At 64.0% G+C, this 18,971-nt stretch carries 19 protein-coding genes; 11 read left to right on the top strand and 8 right to left on the bottom strand.

Going from position 1 to position 18,971, the window contains the following annotated elements; genetic code table 11:
* Nucleotides 1–528 precede the first annotated feature (528 nt).
* The 6 genes from QO011_RS13910 to QO011_RS13885 all read left to right on the top strand — a co-directional run bounded on the left by QO011_RS13910 (nt 529) and on the right by QO011_RS13885 (nt 3,999).
* On the top strand, nt 529–834 hold the full coding sequence (locus QO011_RS13910) for a toxin-antitoxin system YwqK family antitoxin (protein ID WP_307272816.1): 306 nt from the start codon (nt 529–531) through the stop codon (nt 832–834).
* A gap of 253 nt (nt 835–1,087) precedes the next feature.
* Complete coding sequence (locus QO011_RS13905; protein ID WP_307272815.1) at nt 1,088–1,639, top strand: suppressor of fused domain protein; 552 nt, start codon at nt 1,088–1,090, stop codon at nt 1,637–1,639.
* 155 nt (nt 1,640–1,794) lie between these two features.
* Nucleotides 1,795–2,289 carry an SMI1/KNR4 family protein gene (locus tag QO011_RS13900; RefSeq protein ID WP_307272812.1) on the top strand — a complete coding sequence of 165 codons (495 nt, stop codon included), beginning with the start codon at nt 1,795–1,797 and terminating at the stop codon, nt 2,287–2,289.
* A gap of 2 nt (nt 2,290–2,291) precedes the next feature.
* The gene (locus QO011_RS13895; protein ID WP_307272809.1) at nt 2,292–2,639 is read left to right on the top strand and encodes a hypothetical protein; all 348 of its coding nucleotides are present in this window, start codon (nt 2,292–2,294) and stop codon (nt 2,637–2,639) included.
* A gap of 470 nt (nt 2,640–3,109) precedes the next feature.
* On the top strand, nt 3,110–3,475 hold the full coding sequence (locus tag QO011_RS13890; RefSeq protein WP_307272807.1) for an Imm10 family immunity protein: 366 nt from the start codon (nt 3,110–3,112) through the stop codon (nt 3,473–3,475).
* A 122-nt stretch (nt 3,476–3,597) separates the two neighbouring features.
* Complete coding sequence (locus QO011_RS13885; protein ID WP_307272804.1) at nt 3,598–3,999, top strand: Imm10 family immunity protein; 402 nt, start codon at nt 3,598–3,600, stop codon at nt 3,997–3,999.
* A 182-nt stretch (nt 4,000–4,181) separates the two neighbouring features.
* Here the strand turns inward: QO011_RS13885 and QO011_RS13880 are convergent, their stop codons facing one another.
* The 3 genes from QO011_RS13880 to QO011_RS13870 all read right to left on the bottom strand — a co-directional run bounded on the left by QO011_RS13880 (nt 4,182) and on the right by QO011_RS13870 (nt 7,946).
* Nucleotides 4,182–4,946 carry a caspase family protein gene (locus QO011_RS13880; RefSeq protein WP_307272801.1) on the bottom strand — a complete coding sequence of 255 codons (765 nt, stop codon included), beginning with the start codon at nt 4,944–4,946 and terminating at the stop codon, nt 4,182–4,184.
* A gap of 378 nt (nt 4,947–5,324) precedes the next feature.
* Nucleotides 5,325–6,479 (bottom strand): riboflavin biosynthesis intermediates N-glycosidase, encoded by a 1,155-nt coding sequence (ybiA, locus tag QO011_RS13875; protein WP_307272797.1) that lies wholly within the window; start codon nt 6,477–6,479, stop codon nt 5,325–5,327.
* 168 nt (nt 6,480–6,647) lie between these two features.
* The gene (locus QO011_RS13870; RefSeq protein WP_307272795.1) at nt 6,648–7,946 is read right to left on the bottom strand and encodes a phenylacetate--CoA ligase family protein; all 1,299 of its coding nucleotides are present in this window, start codon (nt 7,944–7,946) and stop codon (nt 6,648–6,650) included.
* Nucleotides 7,947–8,141: 195 nt separating this feature from the next.
* Between QO011_RS13870 and QO011_RS13865 the strand changes: the two genes are divergently transcribed.
* The 3 genes from QO011_RS13865 (at nt 8,142) to QO011_RS13855 (ending at nt 11,814) form a co-directional block, all read left to right on the top strand.
* A complete protein-coding gene (locus QO011_RS13865) occupies nt 8,142–9,143 on the top strand; it encodes a hypothetical protein (protein WP_307272793.1) in 1,002 nt (333 codons plus the stop codon).
* Nucleotides 9,144–9,380: 237 nt separating this feature from the next.
* A complete protein-coding gene (locus tag QO011_RS13860) occupies nt 9,381–10,121 on the top strand; it encodes an outer membrane protein (protein WP_307272790.1) in 741 nt (246 codons plus the stop codon).
* 379 nt (nt 10,122–10,500) lie between these two features.
* Entirely contained in the window at nt 10,501–11,814 is a 1,314-nt protein-coding gene (locus QO011_RS13855; protein ID WP_307272787.1) for a GGDEF domain-containing protein, read from the top strand.
* Here the strand turns inward: QO011_RS13855 and QO011_RS13850 are convergent.
* Nucleotides 11,792–13,288: a CoA-acylating methylmalonate-semialdehyde dehydrogenase gene (locus QO011_RS13850; protein WP_307272786.1), complete on the bottom strand. Its 1,497-nt coding sequence runs from the start codon at nt 13,286–13,288 to the stop codon at nt 11,792–11,794. The genes QO011_RS13855 and QO011_RS13850 overlap by 23 nt on opposite strands.
* 209 nt (nt 13,289–13,497) lie before the next feature.
* Entirely contained in the window at nt 13,498–14,826 is a 1,329-nt protein-coding gene (aptA, locus tag QO011_RS13845) for an omega-aminotransferase AptA (protein ID WP_307272783.1), read from the bottom strand.
* 229 nt (nt 14,827–15,055) lie between these two features.
* Here aptA and QO011_RS13840 point away from each other — a divergent pair, with 229 nt between their 5' ends.
* Nucleotides 15,056–15,607, top strand: coding sequence for a cupin domain-containing protein (locus QO011_RS13840; RefSeq protein WP_307272782.1), 552 nt, complete (start codon nt 15,056–15,058; stop codon nt 15,605–15,607).
* 204 nt (nt 15,608–15,811) lie between these two features.
* A complete protein-coding gene (rutR, locus tag QO011_RS13835; RefSeq protein ID WP_307272780.1) occupies nt 15,812–16,453 on the top strand; it encodes an HTH-type transcriptional regulator RutR in 642 nt (213 codons plus the stop codon).
* Nucleotides 16,454–16,456: 3 nt separating this feature from the next.
* Here rutR and QO011_RS13830 read toward each other — a convergent pair whose 3' ends face one another.
* From QO011_RS13830 to preA, 3 genes are all read right to left on the bottom strand, one after another.
* Entirely contained in the window at nt 16,457–16,819 is a 363-nt protein-coding gene (locus QO011_RS13830) for a DUF1304 domain-containing protein (RefSeq protein WP_307272777.1), read from the bottom strand.
* An 86-nt stretch (nt 16,820–16,905) separates the two neighbouring features.
* The gene (locus QO011_RS13825; RefSeq protein ID WP_307272774.1) at nt 16,906–17,586 is read right to left on the bottom strand and encodes a ferredoxin; all 681 of its coding nucleotides are present in this window, start codon (nt 17,584–17,586) and stop codon (nt 16,906–16,908) included.
* Between the two features lie 57 nt (nt 17,587–17,643).
* Entirely contained in the window at nt 17,644–18,969 is a 1,326-nt protein-coding gene (gene preA, locus QO011_RS13820; RefSeq protein WP_307272772.1) for an NAD-dependent dihydropyrimidine dehydrogenase subunit PreA, read from the bottom strand.
* Nucleotides 18,970–18,971: the final 2 nt, after the last annotated feature.

Below are 18,971 nucleotides of genomic sequence, written 5' to 3'. Positions count from 1 at the left end.
CCCGTCCCTCCGGGGCCAGAGACCGAGCGCGGGCTTGCCCTCCAGGACGTCGATCGACCACCGCCGCCGCCCTCTGAACGGGTGGAGGGAGAGCGCGAACGTGCGCCCATATCCGGCGAGACCGCAGACACCGCCCGTGGTAAGTCCAGACACGCGCAAAAGGCCTCAAGACGTTTGGGAACCGGTGACTTTGATATGGTAAATGAGCCATTCAGGGGGTTGATGGCCGCGCCATAGAAGTACCAAAGCGGGTCGACTTAATTACAGGTGCACCTCAAGATGCGCGGCTTCAGATTGCCAGACCTGATGCCGTGCGATTTAAGAACGACATGATTCTCGACGACAAGCCTTTTGGGAGACCAATATCGAAAGATCAACAACAAATTATACGATATATAACGGGTTATGAGCAGGCCTTGAACAGGTCAGCTCGCGTGATCGTAATTGAGAGATACGATCCTATCACCGGAGATGCCATATTAACAGAATTATATGATCCTTCTGAATTTATACCAAAGGTCAAATGACATGACTGTGCTCAGCATCGCAGAAATACCATATGAGAACGGTAATATTGAATATCGATACACCAGAACCATGTCACCTGATGGAACACGCTGGATAAAGAATGGCCTGTTCCATCACTTCTATCCAGACGGATCTCTCTCGTCCGAGGGGACATATGTCGAGGGGAGAGAACATGGACTTTGGACTGACTATCACCCAAACGGCCAGCTGGCCGCGAGAGGCCTTTATGAGAACGGCAAAGAGGTCGGGAAGTGGGAGTTTTGGAATAGCGATGGTACGCCCGACATTGAGAATGATGAGGTGTAGAATTTTTGACTTAATCTGACGGACGGTGTCTTTCCTGCAGCTCGACGCCCCTTTCTCGACGCTGCTATTTTCAACGCTACTATGACGGCGATCCGTTGAACGGCGAAAAGCTGAGCTCCTGGATGACTCCTGAAGAGAGAGCAGCGAGCACGCAAGACCGGACGCGCATGAGCCTCCAGCAGCGAGGTGAATCGAATTCGCGGGGCGGCGAAATGGCTCGATACGAAAATCAAAAGAGGAAGGAGTTCGGATTTTGAACTGGGCACACTTAATTGAAACTCACTATCGGCAGGTGTGGAGAGTCGAGGGCCAACGCCACTCCTTTACCAAAGGCCCAATTGACGATCTTCCCAGCGATTTCTGCGTTCTTGCCTATCCGCCACATGAAGGCCGCGCAGCGTGGACCTATGCTACGCGCTGCATGTCGCAGCCGGGTGACGACGTAGCGCTCGAACTTCACATATTCAGCCCCTACGCCTCGGAGGACATTGTCGAGTTGCTCGTCGTCACGGCCCATTATCATCGGACGGGGAGGAGGCTGGGTCTGGGGCATACGATCAATTTCGGGCGTCCTTGGCTTCCCGGATCACACTGCGACCATGCCCTGATTTCTTTGCCCTATCTCGATGGTCCGACTCTTGAGATCCTCGATATCGGCACGAAGACGATCAACTGCGATTGGCTGATTCCGGTGACGAAATCGGAGGTAGAGTTCAAGATGCGGCACGGCCTTGAGGCTCTGGAGCGGCGCTTTGAAGAGGGCAATCTGGACTACAGCAATCCGTCGCGGAAGCCAGTCGTCTGAGACTTTACAACGACCCCGGGTTCCCTAGGACGCAATTCAGCTTGCCGGCATTTCGCCAACCAGCGCGAACGCTCTGGGCGAATTCGCCCCTCCTGCTTGACCGCGGGCACCCCTCTGGCGAAGCTTGATCCGGGCGCACCAAAGGGGGGATCTGCATGCGCGATCTATCCGAGTTGAACCTCAACGAGGGCGGCGGGCCCGTAAAGCGCCCGCCGCCCTCACCGGGCACCATCGCGGCGTTCGAGCGCGAATTCGGCGTTACCCTTCCGGCCGACTATCTCGGCCTTCTGCGATTCTCGAACGGCGGACATCCGGAACTCGATGTCCCGACGTTGTCGGACGGGTCATTGTCCGACTCGTCCGTCAATCGCTTCCACCATCTCGACGAGGATCGCGGCAGCACCGAAAGCCTTTGGCGCGCAACCCGGGATTGGCGAGCCGTCCTCGGCGAGAAGAAGATCCCCTTTGCCGGCGACGGCACCGGCAACGTGTTCGTGCTCGACCTCGGCCAGGAGCCGGCGACGGTTTCGATCTGTCTGCATGAGGAGGGGTTCGAGCTCGAGCCGCTGGCACCCTCCTTCGCCGCCTTCATCGACTCGCTCGATCTCGATCCGGATCTCGAGGAAGATTTCGACGAGGACGAGGCCTGACGATGGCGATGAACCCGCGCTACGAAGGCCGGCCGCTGGTCCGGATTCTGGAATGCTACGTCCTTTGGGCGATCGGCGAGCTGCCTGAGCAGGAGGCCAAGGCACTCCAGGCCACAACACCAATGCTGCAGAAAACCTACAATGCAACCGGCTCCTGGCAGGACGTCGTCACCGGGGTGGTTGGGCTCAATCCAGAGGTCCGTGGTCACCTCCAAGAATTGTGGAAGCGCAATCAGGAGATTGCTCGCCAGCACAAGACCTCGCTCGAACCGCAGGACTTCGCCGAAATGAGCGTTGACGAGAATTTCCCCATCGAAGCATCGGGAAAGGACAGAGTTGCAGTCCGGTAATCAGGAAGAGAGACTCTTGCTACGGTGGCTGTCCGAGCAGCAATCGGGCCGCAGCTGTTTGATCAAGAATATCGCCGACGGAACCCAAGGGCCTCTCGGCAGAAAAGAACAGTCGCCGGGACGACTGTGCGGATCGACTATCACGATGACGACCAGATGGCCGCGCGAGGCCATCACGAGAATAAAAGGAGGTAGGCCGCCGGATGTTCCGAGATGAGAATGGTATGCCGGAGACCGAACCGGATCGATGGCCGGGTGTGCAGAGCCGGTGGTCGTCTGACGGTTCTGGAGTCCGCGTGACCTTGTTGTCTATGCCTCCTGACCCTCCTTCGGCCTCGGTCCTGGCTTGCTGCGCCGCAGGGTCCGGCCGGTCAGCGCCGCGCTCCTGTCCGGGAAGGCCTCGCCGCGGCCGCCGGCCGGATTTGCCACCCCCTTGATCGGCGGCGGCGGTATGGCAGACTCTGGCCGCCATGAACTTCTCAGCGAGATATATCCACATCGAGGACGACGGCGAAGGACTGACGGTCGGATTCGCTGATCATTCTCATGATCCCGACAACTATGTCACTCTCGACTTGGCTCATGAGCCGGACGAGCAGGATCTGAGGCTCGGCATGGATGGATTGCATATCGACACAAGCATTTCACACATCAACGGATACAATATTGTTGAGAAAGTGGAATTGTGTGACGACCGATTGATGATAATGCTTAAAATGAGATTTGCTGAAAAAGTGAGAGTAGATCCGATCATCAAGATCGGTCTGAACGACCCTTCTGCAGAGCATTCGAAGCTCGATGAGGCGATCACCAAGCTCAAGACACGCCTTCCGTGAGCCAAGCGTAAATTTATCAGAGCGGCACAACAGCGCATGCCATCTTTGTGCATAGGCGATGCGGCTTCGTCGGCGATGTTGCCCGAAAGCACCGCCCCGCAATTCACCCGCAAGGATCAAGGATGAGATTCCTGGCAAGCGTCATCCACGCCGAATATGACGAAAACGGCATTCTGGTTGTCGGATTCGCCAACGATCCTTTCGACCCCCAAACATACGTCACCATCGACATGGCCCCCGAGCCGGACGAGCAAGACTTCAGGCTGCGCTTGGATGGCCTCCACATCGAAACAAGCGTCCCCAGGCTGGAGGGCTATGACCTCGTGGAAGACATCGCCCTGCGGGACAGGCGTGTTCTTGTCCGTCTTCATGCAGGCCCCGCTGCCAAAGCCGGCATAGATCCAGTCATCGAAATCGATCTGAACAACTCTTTCGAAGACTGGGACAAGCTCGAAGAGGCGATTGCCGAGCTCAATGCGCGAATTTCCCAAGTGTCGAGACGTCGGGTGCCGAGATGGCAGTGAGCTTGCAGCCGGGCGAGCTGGTAGGGCGCTGTCGCGCGAGTTGAGCCGCCGCCAGCAGTTCACGTCTCATTGCCGCCTGTCGGAGAAGCGCTGTCTACATCCGCCAATTCCGACAACCGCCAAGACTTCGCGGACTCAGAAAATCACACAAAATTCGCGACTTGCGAGTTCCTCCCGGACGACTATTTGCCGAGGAAGATCCTGCCGTCCGCGGAAGAATCAAAAGCGAACGGCTCCTGGCGTTGTCCGGTGGCGGCGAGCACGTCGTTTCGGACGTTGTCGAGCGCGCGGCGAAGAGCGACTCCCGGTTCGATCAATCGCCTTGCAAGCGCATCGGCGAATGGGCTGACGCGTCCGTCGCCGACGACAGCCACGGCACGGCCGTGACCCGCAAGGACGACCAAAGCATCGGGCGTTTTTGCCTCTACCGGAACCAGGCACTGCAACACGGAATCCAGGCCCGTCGGAGCATGCTTCATGTGCAGCAAAAACGGGTTCTCGCGGCAGGCGTCGAGGAGAACCAGTTTCAAAGTTTTCGCCTCGTCGAGCGTCTCGAGAACCCGGTCGAGCGATATCGCCTCATCTTCGATGTCCCCGACCCTGGCGAGCTTGGCGTCCACCGGAATCAAATAGTTCTCGTCCGCCCAATGCATCGCATAGCCGGAATAGTAGATGACTGCGATGTCGGCCTTGGCCGCCTCCGGCTGGAACGAGCGCAACGCTTGAATCATGCCGTCGCGACCAAGATCAAGCACCGTATCCACCAGGTCGAACCCGGCCGTCTTGAACGCGGTCTGCAGCAGCGCCACGTCGCTCGCCGGATCTACGAGCTTTCTCTCATAAGCCGAGTTGGCGATCAGCAGGGCGACGCGCGTCCCGGCGGACGCCGAAGCGACGCTTCCGAATAGGATCAATGCCGTGATGACGAGCCCCAGGAGCCACTTCACGCAGGCCTCCATCGCCATGCGAGCAAGGAAACAGGCTCCATAGGATGCCGCAGACCAAACCTAGCGTGACGTCCGACATCCGTCGAGAAGCGACGCGGCTTCCTCGTTCCCGAAGAGACAACGCCGGTTCGACGCATGCTTCAACCAATCGGCCACGCACTGTCGCATCGAGGATTGGTCAGCGAACTCATGACTGAAAACGGCGCAAGATTCCCCGTTCCAGCAGGGAGAGGGGTTACGCACGTCTCATCCGCAGCGGTCATTCCCCAATGATCCCTGAACGCACCGGAATCCGTCAATTCAAGGCCCGCTGCCCGGCCCCCCATATGCGTTGAAGGGGCAGGCTTCCGGGATGGGCTGCGCGAGCCCCGGCCCGGATCAGTGTGTCGGGATCGCAAGGTCGCGAAGCTTCTCGCGGATCTCCATCAGCACCCTCCCCGCCCAATTGAGGCCGGCTCCATCGGGTCCGGTTCCCCAGAACGCGTCGTAGGGGCTATCCTCGACCAGCTCCGCCGTGCCCGTGGCCAGAAGGCGCTTTTGAAGCGTTTCGTGCTGGGTGAACTTGGCCCAATCCGCCCGGCGCATGAGGTCGAGCTTGACCTCGGGCCAGTCGGCGCGCGGCTCTTGTGCGAAGTCCGCAAACCAGGATCGGCGAGCACGCCGCGGATCCGGGCGGGCGGCGAGCTGCTTTGCGGCGCCGGGCGTTTCGGCGGCCCGGATGGCCGCCCTGTAGGCCGGATCGAACGATTTCTGCGCCTGGTAGAAATGCTCGGCGGTCGCCCATGTCTCGCCATCGATCTCGATCGGGGCCGGATGGAAATGCGACATGAAGCCGAAGGTTTCACGATCCCGGGCAAAGTACAGGATGCGGCCGTCCGCCTCCGGCTTCGCCAGGTCCTGCACGCCAATCCCGGTCGCGTCTTGCAGCCTGGCGCGCAGGCGCATCCACATGTCCGCCATCAGCGCTCCGGGGATCGTTTCGCTGTCGCGCCGGGCGCGATGGGTGAGCGGCCGTTCCCTGGTGGCGAGAAGAGCCTCTCTTGCCGCCGCGTTCTGATTGAATTTCGCGCCGCATGCCTGCGCCATCAGGGCGCGGTGCTCCGGGCCGCCGCGAGCATGGACCTGATCTTCATAGATGAACGTTGCACCTGGCGGCCCGCGTGGCGCCGCCCTCTTGGCCGCCACGCCCCACAATCGAGCGACGCGAAGACGCTCCTCTTCCGCTTCGAACTTCAGCCCTTGCCAAAAGCCCTCGACGCTCGCGTAGAAGCGCCCTCTCAGCGTGAAGGGCGTGTGGGCGAGATTGCTGATCGGCCGCCATTGCGGATCGCCGCCTTCGAAGAGAATGTTGATCGGCTCGCGACAGGCATCTGCCTTCAGGCCGAGATCAATCAACGCAGCGCCCCTCGCCGATGCCTTGTCGAGATGGAAGACATGATTTCTCGCCGCATCGCTCCATGCGGCAAGCGCCTCTTGTTCAGCCTCAGTCTCGCACGACAGGGCGAGAACGCCAGATTTCAAGATGACACGCATGAGGTTCCCTGTCACCGATGCCCCAGCACGTCTCCGCTCGACCATTCATGCCGGCAAAGCCCCGCCGACGCCACTCAGGCCAAATTCGACGCGGCCGCCCCACGAAACCCCGCCGTAGGCGGCCGATCCCGAAGAAACTCAGGTGACGGCGCGCGCACGGCGGCATGGCTACCTGCCTTCGCCGACGAGTGACAGAAACAGCTCGTAGGACTTGCCGTTCTTCATGTCGTTCTCGATGGCATCGACGACGATGACGCTCGTCTCATGACTTGGCAGGCAGTCCTTCAGGTATTTTTCCAAGGCATCGAGTTGTTGCCGGCTGGGCGGACGAAGAACCGCGATCTTCAAGTCGACATGCGTCAGGCTGGTCTGCACGAGTTGCCATTCCCGACAGGCGATGATCTCCTGCAATCCGCGGGCGACGAAACGCCCCGGCAGGAAGAGGCTGCCATCGGGACGGCGAAACAAATTGCGCTGACGGCCAATGACATCATCGAGCCCGCGCAGACCGAGGGTGTTCTTGCTGGCGACATTCGAAAACCGGACATAGTCTCCGGGGGCGTAGCGAACGAGCGGCGTGCCGAAGGCATAGAACGGCGTCACGACAAGACGCTCCGGGATCTTGGGATCATGCGCGCCGGGAGGCCCCTCGACAAACAGGGTTTCCTCGCTGAGGCGCAGCCTGCCATCGGCGCCCTCCGACGCGATGGGGCCAAGTTCGCTTGCCGAATAAAGATTGATGACCTTCACCTTGAGCCTGTGCTCAATTGTTCTGCGCATTTCGGGACGCAGGACTTCGCCGGTCGCCATGATCGTGGTGAGGTGCGGCAAATCCTCTCGCGCATGATCTGCCCATGCAACGGCAATACTCGGCGCCACGATGGCATGGGTGGTCTGGTGCTCGCGCAAGAGGTCGACATGCCGGGCAAAATCGGCCGGGCCCGGGAGCTTCAGCATGCCGGGCCAGGGCGAGGTTGGCTCCGCGCCGCCCGCAACCACCGCAATCCGCGAAATCGGCCATAATCCGTGCCAGCGCAAGGTCCGGTTGAGCAGCACTTCGGACGCCAATTGCTGCACAAAGGTCTGCCTGAACTTCAGCGGCGTTCCCGTCGATCCGGAGGTCGCGTGGGCCTGCAATGCTCCCATGTCGGGAGGCACGCTCGTCGCCTGCAGCGCCCCCTCGTGCTCATGGGCCTCGTTTCGCGTCAAAACCGGAACATCGTTCCAACCGGCAAGATCGAATGAGCCATTGGCGCGAAACAAGGGCGCCAATCTCCTGCTGTCCCGATAGAACGGCACATGGACGTGGGCATGGCGCACCACGCGCTCCAGCAAGGCCGCCTGGCGCTTGCGTATCTCCTGTCGCGAGAAATGTTGACTTGCTGCAAAAGCCTGCGTCAGTTGCTCGAAGACGAGTTCCGCCGGTAGCGCCCTGAGGGGAAATACGGCCTTTCGGGTGTCTGTCATCTCCAGGGAGCATCCAGTTCGAGGACGGAGTTCGTCAGCAGCCGTAGCAGAGCGATTTCGACAGCATCCATACAATAGTCACGTCATGAACAAGGGCGAAAGTGACGGAATTCCCCGGAATCCCCGCCGAGGCCGAGGCTCACGCAAGTGGCATCAACAAGCAATGCGAATCATGCGAGCAGGAGCCGAGGCCACATGCCGTTGCCCTCTGACCCACTCTGGATTGTGACGTCTTACTACAATCCCGAGAAGTACAAGCGCCGCCTCCAGAACTTCAAAGCCTTTCGCCGGCACCTGAACGCCCCCCTGATGGTGGTGGAGCTGGCAAAGCCCGGGCAGCACGAGCTGAGCGGGGAAGACGGCGATATCGTCCTGAGCTTAACGGGAGAAGATCGTATCTGGCAGAAGGAGCGTCTTCTCAATATCGGCATCGCCGAGCTTCCCAACCATGTCGAATATGTCGCATGGGTCGATTGCGATGTGATCTTCAGCGGAGAAGACTGGCCGGCGCAGGCCAAAGAGCGGCTGGATCGCAATGGTGGCCTGCTGCAGCTGTTCGACACCTCGCTGCATCTGCCGAAGGAGATCGACGTGCCCTCCGTCTCCAGAATGCGCTGCGAGGAGGCGACACCCATCCTCACGGGCGTCGCGATCGCCAGCGCGATCCGGGCATCCAGCTTCGACGCCAACGAAGTCAAGCTGACCAACGCGCGCGCCGCGACGGACAGCACCAGCTACCACAAGGCCGTCGATCGCCACAATTGCTACGGCATGGCCTGGTCGGCGCAGCGCGCGACAATCGAGAAATGTGGGCATTACGACAGGAACATCGTCGGAGGAGGCGACGCCGTCCACGTCTTTGCGGCGCTATCCCGGCTCGATCAATATTGGGCTCTCCGCTCCAACACCCAAAAGCAGAAGCTGGATATCATCGCCTGGGTTCAAGAAGCCGCGTCATCCGGCTTGCTGGCACATGTCGATTCCTTGAGCCAGAAAGTCTTTCATCTCTGGCATGGCAGCCTCTCGGACCGAAACTATCGTGGACGCTACGATATTCTCACACGCCACGGCTTCGATCCGGCCGAAGATATTCAGATTGCTCACAATGGAACCTGGCGATGGCGCGATCCGGAGAGCGATCTGGCACGCGACGTCGGTGCGTATTTCTCGTCGCGCCGCGAAGACGGCACCGGTTGAAAATCAGGGGGTGCAAGCGACGGCCAAGTCGATCACCCGACTGATACTCCCGATTTGTGCGCGCAGCGGCTTATTGACGACACCGGACACTGCGGCATCACGCGCAGTGCGTGCCAATTCCGCAACATGGAAACACAATCTCTCGGCTCTCGTTGTGGAACCCATGCTGCCTTGCTAGCTTTATCGGTAGCCATTGAAGTGAGTCGTAACCTAGAGTTACCCGCGAGGAAATTGCAGATGATGCTTCGCCATCTCCTGGTTTCGACGGCTGTTGTTGTGGCTTTTTCCGCTCCGGCGCTGGCTCAGGATCAGACCGCTGTGCCGGTCGACTCGGTATTGCCTTATTCATGGACCGGCTTCTATGCCGGCGCCCATGCCGGTTACGGCTGGGGCTCGCAGCATGACAACCTCAGCGTCCCGACCGGCGGAGGAGCTCCGGACGACAGTTTCAATGCCAACGGCGCGGTTGGCGGTCTTCATGCCGGTTATAACGCGCAGATCGATTCGATCGTGTTCGGCCTTGAAGCCGACATAGACCTGTCCGGCATCAGCGGCAGCACCCACGCGTCAGTCGTCGGTGCGGAAGGCAGCACGATCAGTCGCTTGTCGCTCAGCAGCAGCTGGCAGGGCTCCGTGCGCGCCCGGATCGGCTATGCTTTCGACCGCCTGCTGATCTATGGCACGGGCGGCGTCGCTTTCGGCGATGCCAAGGTGAGCGGTTCCGTCGAGAACAGCATCGAGGCGTTTGATATACGCAGCGGCGCGTATTCAGGCTCTCAGACACAAACCCTCGTCGGCTGGACGGCCGGTGGTGGCGTCGAATATGCCTTTGACGATCATTGGAGCGCGCGCTTCGAGGCGCGATACACCGACTTCGGCAAGGCCTCCTATCGTCTCGTCGGCCCTGGGGGGACGCTGAGGTTCAAGTCGGGCTTTGACGAGACCATGGCGCTGGTCGGGGTAAGCTACAGATTCTGATATGCGGGTTGGGTCGGCTGGGCCGCTGAAGTTCTGTGGCAGCAAGACATCCCTTTGATGGGGCGATGAGCAAGTCCCAAGTCGAAAATATCCTACCGTTTCATCCGCAACGGTTCCCGTTGCCTTGTGGCTGGAAAGTTATCCGGGTCCGATCCCGAAGGCGGTGCTGAGCGCTCTCTCCGTCAATGATCGAATCGAACGCTGGGCGCGCAGTCTTGGCGAGGCCTCCACCCACGCGGCGGCGACGAATGACTGAATCGAAGTGGCGCCGCCGCACTGCCCGCATTTCCCGGGCAATTTGGAACGGTGCCTTAAGCTGTGGCCGCTAGCATCCGCGGCGGAAAATGGGTCTTGGCAGGCGCCGACGGGGTCGCAGGGGATGGCGGGCGGCGAATTTCCGGAGTCCGATCTGATCGACCTCGTCGCCGCGCCTCTGGTCGTGCTGCGGGCGGACGGCCGCAGCATCGTGCGCCTGAACGCGGCCATGCGGCGCCTCGCCGGCCGGCCCGGGGACTGGCAGGCGCCGGCGACGATGGCGGACCTCGTCGGCCGCGATGCCGCCGCGCGGCTCGCCAACCGGCTGGCCGATGCGCCCGAGCAGGCCAACATCCTCGCCTGCAACTTCATGGGTGTCGAGCGCGCCGTCGCCTTCCATCCCGCCCGGCACGGGGACGGCTGGCTGCTGACGGCGATGCCGGCCGACGATCCCGCCCAGGCGCCGGAATGGACGCGGGAGCTGCGCCAGATCCTCGACTGGCTGCCGGTCGGCGTCGAGATCATGGACGGCGAGATGCGCACGCTCATGGTCAACCGCCACGAGATGGAGCTGCTCGGCTACGCGCCGGAGGAGACGAGCAACCTGGAAGACTGGTGGCGCCTGGCCTATCCCGACCCGGACTATCGGGATCTCGCCCGCCGCTCCTGGACCGAGGGCGTCGAGCGGGCGCGCGCCGGGAATGCCGAGATGGTGCCGCAGGAATGGCGCGTGCGCTGCCGCGACGGCACCGTCAAGGTGATCCAGTTCCGCTACCGCGCGGTCGGGTCCGTGCACGTCAACGTCTATTCCGACGTGACGCGGGAGCGCCAGCTCGAGGCGATGCTGATCCAGATGGCGACGACCGACAGCCTGACCGGGCTCGCCAACCGCCGGCATTTCTTCGACAGCGCCGAGGCCTGCCTCGGGGCGACGACGGCGGCCTCCGGGCCGTTGGCGCTGGCCATCCTCGACGTCGACCATTTCAAGGCGATCAACGACCGTCACGGCCATGGCACGGGCGACCTGGTGCTGCAGGAGATCGCCCGGCGCTGCCGCGGCGAGATGCGCCCGAACGACATCGTCGCCCGGATCGGCGGCGAGGAGTTCGCCGCCATCCTGCCGGCGACCTCCGACCAGGAGGCCGCGCATATCGGCGAGCGGATCCGAGCGGCCGTGGCCGGCAGCCCGGTGGCGGCCGGCAGGGCCGCGATCCAGGCCACGCTCAGCATCGGCATCGCCACCGCGTCCGACCCGGCGCTGGGCGTGGACAGGCTCTACGAGCACGCCGACCACGCCCTCTACGTCGCCAAGCGCCTCGGCCGCAACCGGGTGCACCTGAGCACGCCGGACGCGGCGATGCCGTTCGCACCGCCGCGCCTGGAGGGCTCCTTCCCCGGCGCCCTCGCGGCCCGCCTCAGTTCAGGTTCGGGAAGTTGAGGTTCACGCCGGCGCGGATGCCCGTCGGCCAGCGGGCGGTCACGGTCTTCAGGCGGGTGTAGAAGCGCACGCCCTCCATGCCGTAGATGGAATGGTCGCCGAAGAGCGAGCGCTTCCAGCCGCCGAAGGAGTGATAGGCGACCGGCACCGGCAGCGGCACGTTGACGCCGACCATGCCGACCTCGATCTGGTCGGCGAAGGCGCGGGCCGCATCGCCGTCGCGGGTGAAGATGGCGGTGCCGTTGCCATATTCGTGCTCGTTGATCATCTTGGCAGCGTGGTCGTAGTCGCGGGCGCGGACCATGGCGAGCACCGGGCCGAAGATCTCCTCCCTGTAGATCGACATGCCCTCGGTGACGCGGTCGAACAGGGTCGGGCCGACGAAATAGCCGTTCTCGTAGCCCTGCAGCTTGAGGCCGCGGCCGTCGACCACCAGCTCGGCCCCCTCCTTCACGCCGGCATCGATATAGCCGATCACCTTGTCGCGGTGCTGCCGGGTGACGAGGGGCCCCATCTCGGCGTCCTTGTCGGTGGCCGGGCCGACCTTGAGCTTGGCGATGCGCGGCAGCAGGCGCTCGACCAACGCGTCGGCCGTACGGTCGCCGATCGGCACCGCGACGGAGATCGCCATGCAGCGCTCGCCGGCCGAGCCGTAACCGGCGGAGACCAGGGCGTCGGCCGCCTGGTCCATATCGGCGTCGGGCATGACCACCATGTGGTTCTTGGCCCCGCCGAGCGCCTGGCAGCGCTTCCCGGCCGCCGCGGCGGTGGCATAGATGTACTGGGCGATCGGGGTGGAGCCGACGAAGCTCACCGCCTTGATGTCGGGGTGATGCAGGATGGCATCGACCGCGGTCTTGTCGCCCTGCACCAGGTTGAACACGCCGGCGGGCAGCCCGGTCTGCAGGAGGAGGCTCGCAACGAACAGCGCGGCCGAGGGGTCGCGCTCCGACGGCTTGAGGATGAAGGTGTTGCCGCAGGCGATCGCCACCGGATACATCCACAGCGGCACCATGGCCGGGAAGTTGAACGGCGTGATGCCAGCGACCACGCCGAGCGGCTGGCGGTCGGAATGGGTGTCGATCGAAGGCCCGACATTGCGCGAGAACTCTCCGGCGAGGAGATGCGGGATGCCGCAGGCGAACTCGACCACCTCGATGCCGCGCTGCACTTCGCCGAGCGCGTCGGAATGGGTCTTGCCATGCTCGCGCGAGATCTCGCGGGCGACGGCGTCGGCATTGGCTTCAAGCAGCTCCTTGAACTTGAACATGAAGCGGGCGCGTTTCAGCGGCGGCGTGCTGGCCCAGGCCGGCAGGGCCGCCTTGGCGGCACGCACCGCGGCATCGACGTCCTCGGCGGAGGACAGGCCGAGCTCGGCCACCTCTTCGCCGGTGGCGGGGTTGAACACGCCGGAGAAGCGGCCGCTGGTGGTTTCGACAGGCTTGCCGCCGACGAGATTGCCGATACGCTGCATGGCGTGATCCTTGTTCTTGGAGAATGTCGGGGTACGAAGGTACCTGGCTATCGTACCCGCAGAAAAACTCGGCACATGAACCGGGCCGTCATGGCCGGGCTTGTCCCGGCCATCCACGCGAACTCGACATCAGCATGTGTTCGCGTGGATGGGCGGATCAAGTCCGCCCATGACGAGGATCCGGCGCCTCGCCCTTCAATCGTGTGACGTCAATCCAGCGCCTTCAGCACGCCGCGCAGCGTGTCGAACAGCTGGTCGATCTGCGCCTTGGTGATGATCAGCGGCGGCGACAGGGCGATGATGTCGCCGGTGGTGCGGATCAGCAGGCCCTTCTCGTAGGCGTCGAGGAAGGCGGTGAAGGCGCGCTTGGTCGGCTGGCCGGCGATCGGCTCGAGCTCGATCGCGCCGATCAGGCCGAGATTGCGGGTGTCGATGACGTGCGGCAGGTCCTTCAGCGAATGCACCCCGTCGGCCCAGTGGTCGGCGAGCTCGGCGGCCCGGGTCAGCAGCCCCTCCTCCTGGTAGGTGTCGAGGGTGCCGAGCGCGGCGGCGCAGGCCACCGGATTGGCCGAATAGGTGTAGCCGTGGAAGAACTCGATGAGGTGCTCCGGCCCGTTCATGAAGGCGTCATGGATCTCCTTCTTCACGAACACCGCGCCCATCGGGATGACGCCCGAGGTGATGCCCTTGGCGGTGGTCATCAGGTCGGGGGTGACGCCGAAATAGTCGGCGGCGAAGGGCTGGCCGAGGCGGCCGAAGCCGGTGATCACCTCGTCGAAGATCAGGAGCACGCCGTATTTGTCGCAGATGGCACGGATGCGCTCGAGATAGCCCTTGGGCGGGATCAGCACGCCGGTGGAGCCGGCCACCGGCTCGACGATCACGGCCGCGACGGTGGAGGCGTCGTGCAGCTGGATGACGCGCTCCAGGTCCTCGGCGAACTCGGCGCCGTATTCGGGCTGGCCGCGCGAGAAGGCGTTGCGCGTGAGGTCGTGGGTGTGGCGGATGTGGTCGACGCCGGTGAGCAGCGTGCCGAACATCTTGCGGTTGCCGACGATGCCGCCGACCGAGACGCCGCCGAAATTGACGCCGTGATAGCCGCGCTCGCGCCCGATCAGGCGGAAGCGGCTGCCCTCGCCCTTCACCCGGTGATAGGCGATCGCCATCTTTAGCGCCGTCTCGACCGATTCGGAGCCGGAATTGGTGTAGAAGACGTGGTCGATGCCCTTGGGCGTCAGCTGGATCAGGCGCGAGGACAATTCGAACGCCTTGGGATGACCCATCTGGAAGGCCGGGGCATAGTCGAGCTCGGCCACCTGGTTCTGGATCGCCTCGACGATCCTGGGGCGGGAATGGCCGGCATTGCAGCACCACAGGCCCGCGGTGCCGTCGAGCACCTCGCGCCCGTCGGCGGTGCGGTAGTGCATGTCCTTGGCGCTGACGAACAGGCGCGGATTGGCCTTGAACTGCCGGTTCGCGGTGAACGGCATCCAGAACGCTTCGAGGTTGTTGGGGACGACGCGGGTCGGCGCGTTCATGGCTGGTTCCTCCGGCGGATGATGTCTGCCCTTCCGGCTCTCCCCCCATCGCCGCACGGCAGGGGCATTGGAAGGCCGGCGAGTTGCCGGAACGGGCAGATCGCGCGCGAGCTTACCCGTTCAGCGTTTTGCCAACAAGACGTTAGGTTCGCAGAGCCAGTGGCATTGATAAATCACGATAATTTCCGTATCGTGTTGAAGATCCTCAACACTCTAAACAGGAGGCGCCATGCCGGGGGTGGATCTCGGCGCGCTGCTGCGCCGGGTGCGCGAGGCGCGCGGCCTGTCGCAGCGCCAGCTCGCCAAGCGGGCCGGCATCTCCAACGCCACGATCTCGCTGATGGAGTCCAACGCGGTCAACCCCTCGGTCGGGGCGCTGAAGCGCGTGCTGGACGCAGTGCCGATCGGGCTTGCCGAGTTCTTCGCCCTCGATGAGAGCCATGCACGCAAGGTGTTCTATCGCGCCGGCGAGCTGATGGAGATCGGCCGCGGCCCGGTGTCCTACCGCCAGGTCGGCACGGACCTGCGCGGGCGGGCGCTGCAGATGATCTCCGAGCGCTATGCCCCAGGCGCCGACAGCGGCAAGATCCTGCTGCAGCACCAGGGCGAGGAATGCGGCATCATCATCCGCGGCGAGCTCGAGGTGACGGTCGGCGCCGACAAGGCCGTGCTGGGCCCGGGCGACGCCTATGCCTTCGACAGCCGCGAGCCGCATCGCTTCCGCAATGTCGGCGAGGTGCCCTGCGAGCTGGTGAGCGCCTGCACGCCGCCCTCGTTCTGAGCGGCCTTCATCCCGCGTCGCGGGATGGTCCGGGAGGGAGGGAGATGCATGCAGCACAGACAAACCCGCCTTGGGGCGCAGCCTTTTGTCGTCATGGACGGGCTTGTCCCGTCCATGACGTGGTGTTTCCCGCGCGACGCCCCTCCGCCCACGGCGCTTTCGTGCCGGGCCGCATGGTGCTATCGCTGGCAGCGGAGAGACAGCATGGCGGATGGTGACGCAGCCGCGACGGCGCGGCCGAAGACGCGCATCGGCGCGGCCAATATCGACCGCATCCTCGATGCCGCCCTCACCGCCTTCGCCGGCCACGGGCTGCGCGGCACGCGCATCGAGCAGATCGCCGAAGCGGCCGGCATGTCGAAGACCAACCTGCTCTATTATTTCCGCAGCAAGGACGACCTCTATCGGGCGGTGCTGACGCGCATGCTCGACATCTGGCTGAAGCCCTTGCGCGAGCTCGACGCGGCGCGCGGGCCCGAGGCCTCGCTCACCGCCTATATCGAGCAGAAGCTCGAGCATTCCCGCCGCTTCCCCGAAGCCTCGCGCCTGTTCGCCATCGAGATCATGCAGGGCGCCCCGCACCTCTCCCACGTGCTGGAAACGGAGCTGGCCGAGCTGGTCGACCGCAAGATCGGCATCGTCAACGGCTGGATCGCCGAGGGCCGGCTGGCTCCGATGGACCCGCGCCATCTCCTGTTCATGATCTGGGCGACGACGCAGCACTATGCCGATTTCGCCACACAGATCCGGGCCCTGACCGGCAAGGGGCTGGAGGACGAAGCCTTCTTCGGCGAGACGCGGCAGGCCGTGGTCGGGGTGATCCTGCGCGGCGTGCTGACGCGCTGAGCCCTATCCCAGCCAGAAGCTGAGCAGGGCAACCAGCGCCGGCAGGCCCTGGATCAGGAAGATCCGGCCCTTGATCGCGACGCCGCCATAGACGCCGGCGATGAGGATGCAGACCAGGAAGAACACTTTCAGGTGCAGCGAGGTCGCCGCATCGTGCAGGCTCAGCGCCAGGATCAGGCCGGCGGCGAGGAAGCCGTTGTAGAGGCCCTGGCTGCCGGCGAGCGCGGCCGAGGCCTCCGCCTGCTCGGCGCTCTGGCCGAAGGTGCCGAGGCCGATCGGCTTGGTCCACAGGAACATCTCCAGCACCAGGAACCACAGGTGCAGCATCACGATCACGGCGACCAGGACGTTGCCAAGCGTGCTCACGCGTCGATCTCCACCGCCCCGATTCCCCAACGCGACTTCGAAAGCTCCGGCGGGCTTTCGCAGGCCGGGATGCCCTCAAAACCCGCTCAGAGCTTGCCGTGCAGGAACGCCCGCATGTGGAAGGCGGCCTGCCCGCCCCCATACGCCATATCCGCCGCCACCGGGCAAGCCCGGCGCGCGAGGCAGCCGCGCTCGCGGCATTCGGTCCCAGCCGGCGCGCCGGCATGGGCGGCGCAGGCGGCGACGTCGTAGCCGGCCGGCATGAAGGCGCCGACCGGGCAGGCCGACAGGCAGGGCTTCGCCGCGCAGCTCACGCAGGGGCTGGCACGGGCGGAAGGCGGCGCCACATCGAGCCGCCCGGCGAAGGCGAGCGCGCCGCGATAGCTGTGCCAGAGGCCCCAGTCGGGATGGATCAGGATGCCGAGGGGCGAGGGCGAGACCGGCTCCGCTCGCATGGCCCAACGCTGGAAGGGATGCCAGGGCGGCCCCCCGAAGGGATAGAGCGCCGTCGCATCGACCTCGGCGGCGAGCGCATCGATCACCCGGCGTGACCAGCGGTCGAGCGGATCGGGGGCGCCGTCCGCGGCCTCGGGCGAGGCGGCGAAGGCCGGCCATTGCCGGCCACCGATCCAGCCGAGCAGGACCAGGGTGCCGGGCGGGGCGCCGCCGGGCTCGACAGGGACCAGATCGCCCGCACCGGGGTGGAAGGCGCCGCGCAGGGCGAGGCCGGCGCGCGCGGCGAGTGCGGAGAGGGCCTGGAGCTGCACAGCGTTCAACCGGTCCGGCGCGAAAGCCTTCCGCCCCCTGATTCCACCCTGCCGCCTCTACTCCGCCGGCTCGGCCACCTTGGCCTTGTTGAACACCGCCGGGTTGTTGGGGTGCTCCTTCCAGGTCATATGGCCGCCGATGGTGCGGCCGGTGCGGGGGTCGACGCCCGACACCATCGGCAGCATGGTGATGCAGTTCTCGATCGGACAGACCACGGCGCAGAGGTTGCAGCCGACGCATTCGGCCTCGTTGACCTCGAAATGGCGCCTGCCGTCCTTCTCCGCGAAGATCGCCTGGTGCGAGGTGTCCTCGCAGGCGATGTGGCAGCGGCCGCACTTGATGCAGAGGTCCTGGTCGATATGGGCCTTGACGACATAGTCGAGGTTGAGGTGCTGCCAGTCGGTGACGCGCGGGATGGCGCGGCCGACGATCTCCTCGACCGAGGTGTAACCCTTCTCGTCCATCCAGTTGGAGAGGCCGGTCTTCATCTCCTCGACGACCTTGAAGCCATAGACCATGGCGGCAGTGCAGACCTGCACGGTGCCGCAGCCGAGCGCCATGTATTCGGCGGCGTCGCGCCAGGTCTCGATGCCGCCGATGCCGGAGATCGGCATGCCGTGCGTCGCCGGGGCGCGGGCGATCTCGGAGACCATGCTGAGCGCGATCGGCTTCACCGCCGGGCCGCAATAGCCGCCATGGGTGCCGTAGCCGTCGGTATTCGGCGTCGGGCGCATGCTGTCGATGTCGACGGAGACGATGGAGTTGATGGTGTTGATCAGTGACACCGCATCGGCGCCGCCGCGCCTGGCCGCCTCGGCCGGCTTGCGCACATCGGTGATGTTGGGGGTGAGCTTGACGATGACCGGCATGCGGGTGTTCTGCTTGCACCAGCGCGCGACCATCTCGACATATTCGGGCACCTGGCCGACCGCCGAGCCCATGCCGCGCTCCGACATGCCATGCGGGCAGCCGAAATTGAGCTCGATGCCGTCGGCGCCGGTGTCCTCGACCACGGGCAGGATCGCCTTCCAGGCCTGCTCCTCGCAGGGCACCATCAGCGACACGACCAGGGCCCGGTCCGGCCAGTCGCGCTTGACCTGCTTGATCTCGCGCAGGTTGACCTCGAGCGGCCGGTCGGTGATCAGCTCGATGTTGTTGAAGCCCATGACGCGCCGGTCCTGGGAGTGCCAGGCGCCGTAGCGTGGGCCGTTGACGTTGACGACGGGCGGCCCCGCCTCGCCCAGCGTCTTCCAGACCACACCGCCCCAGCCGGCCTTGAAGGCGCGGACGACGTTGTATTCCTTGTCCGTCGGCGGCGCGGAGGCAAGCCAGAACGGGTTCGGCGCCTTGATGCCGACGAAGTCGACGCGAAGATCGGCCATGT

The organism is Labrys wisconsinensis (assembly GCF_030814995.1).
Lineage (GTDB): Bacteria > Pseudomonadota > Alphaproteobacteria > Rhizobiales > Labraceae > Labrys > Labrys wisconsinensis.
This window is presented reverse-complemented; position numbering and strand designations above follow the sequence as displayed.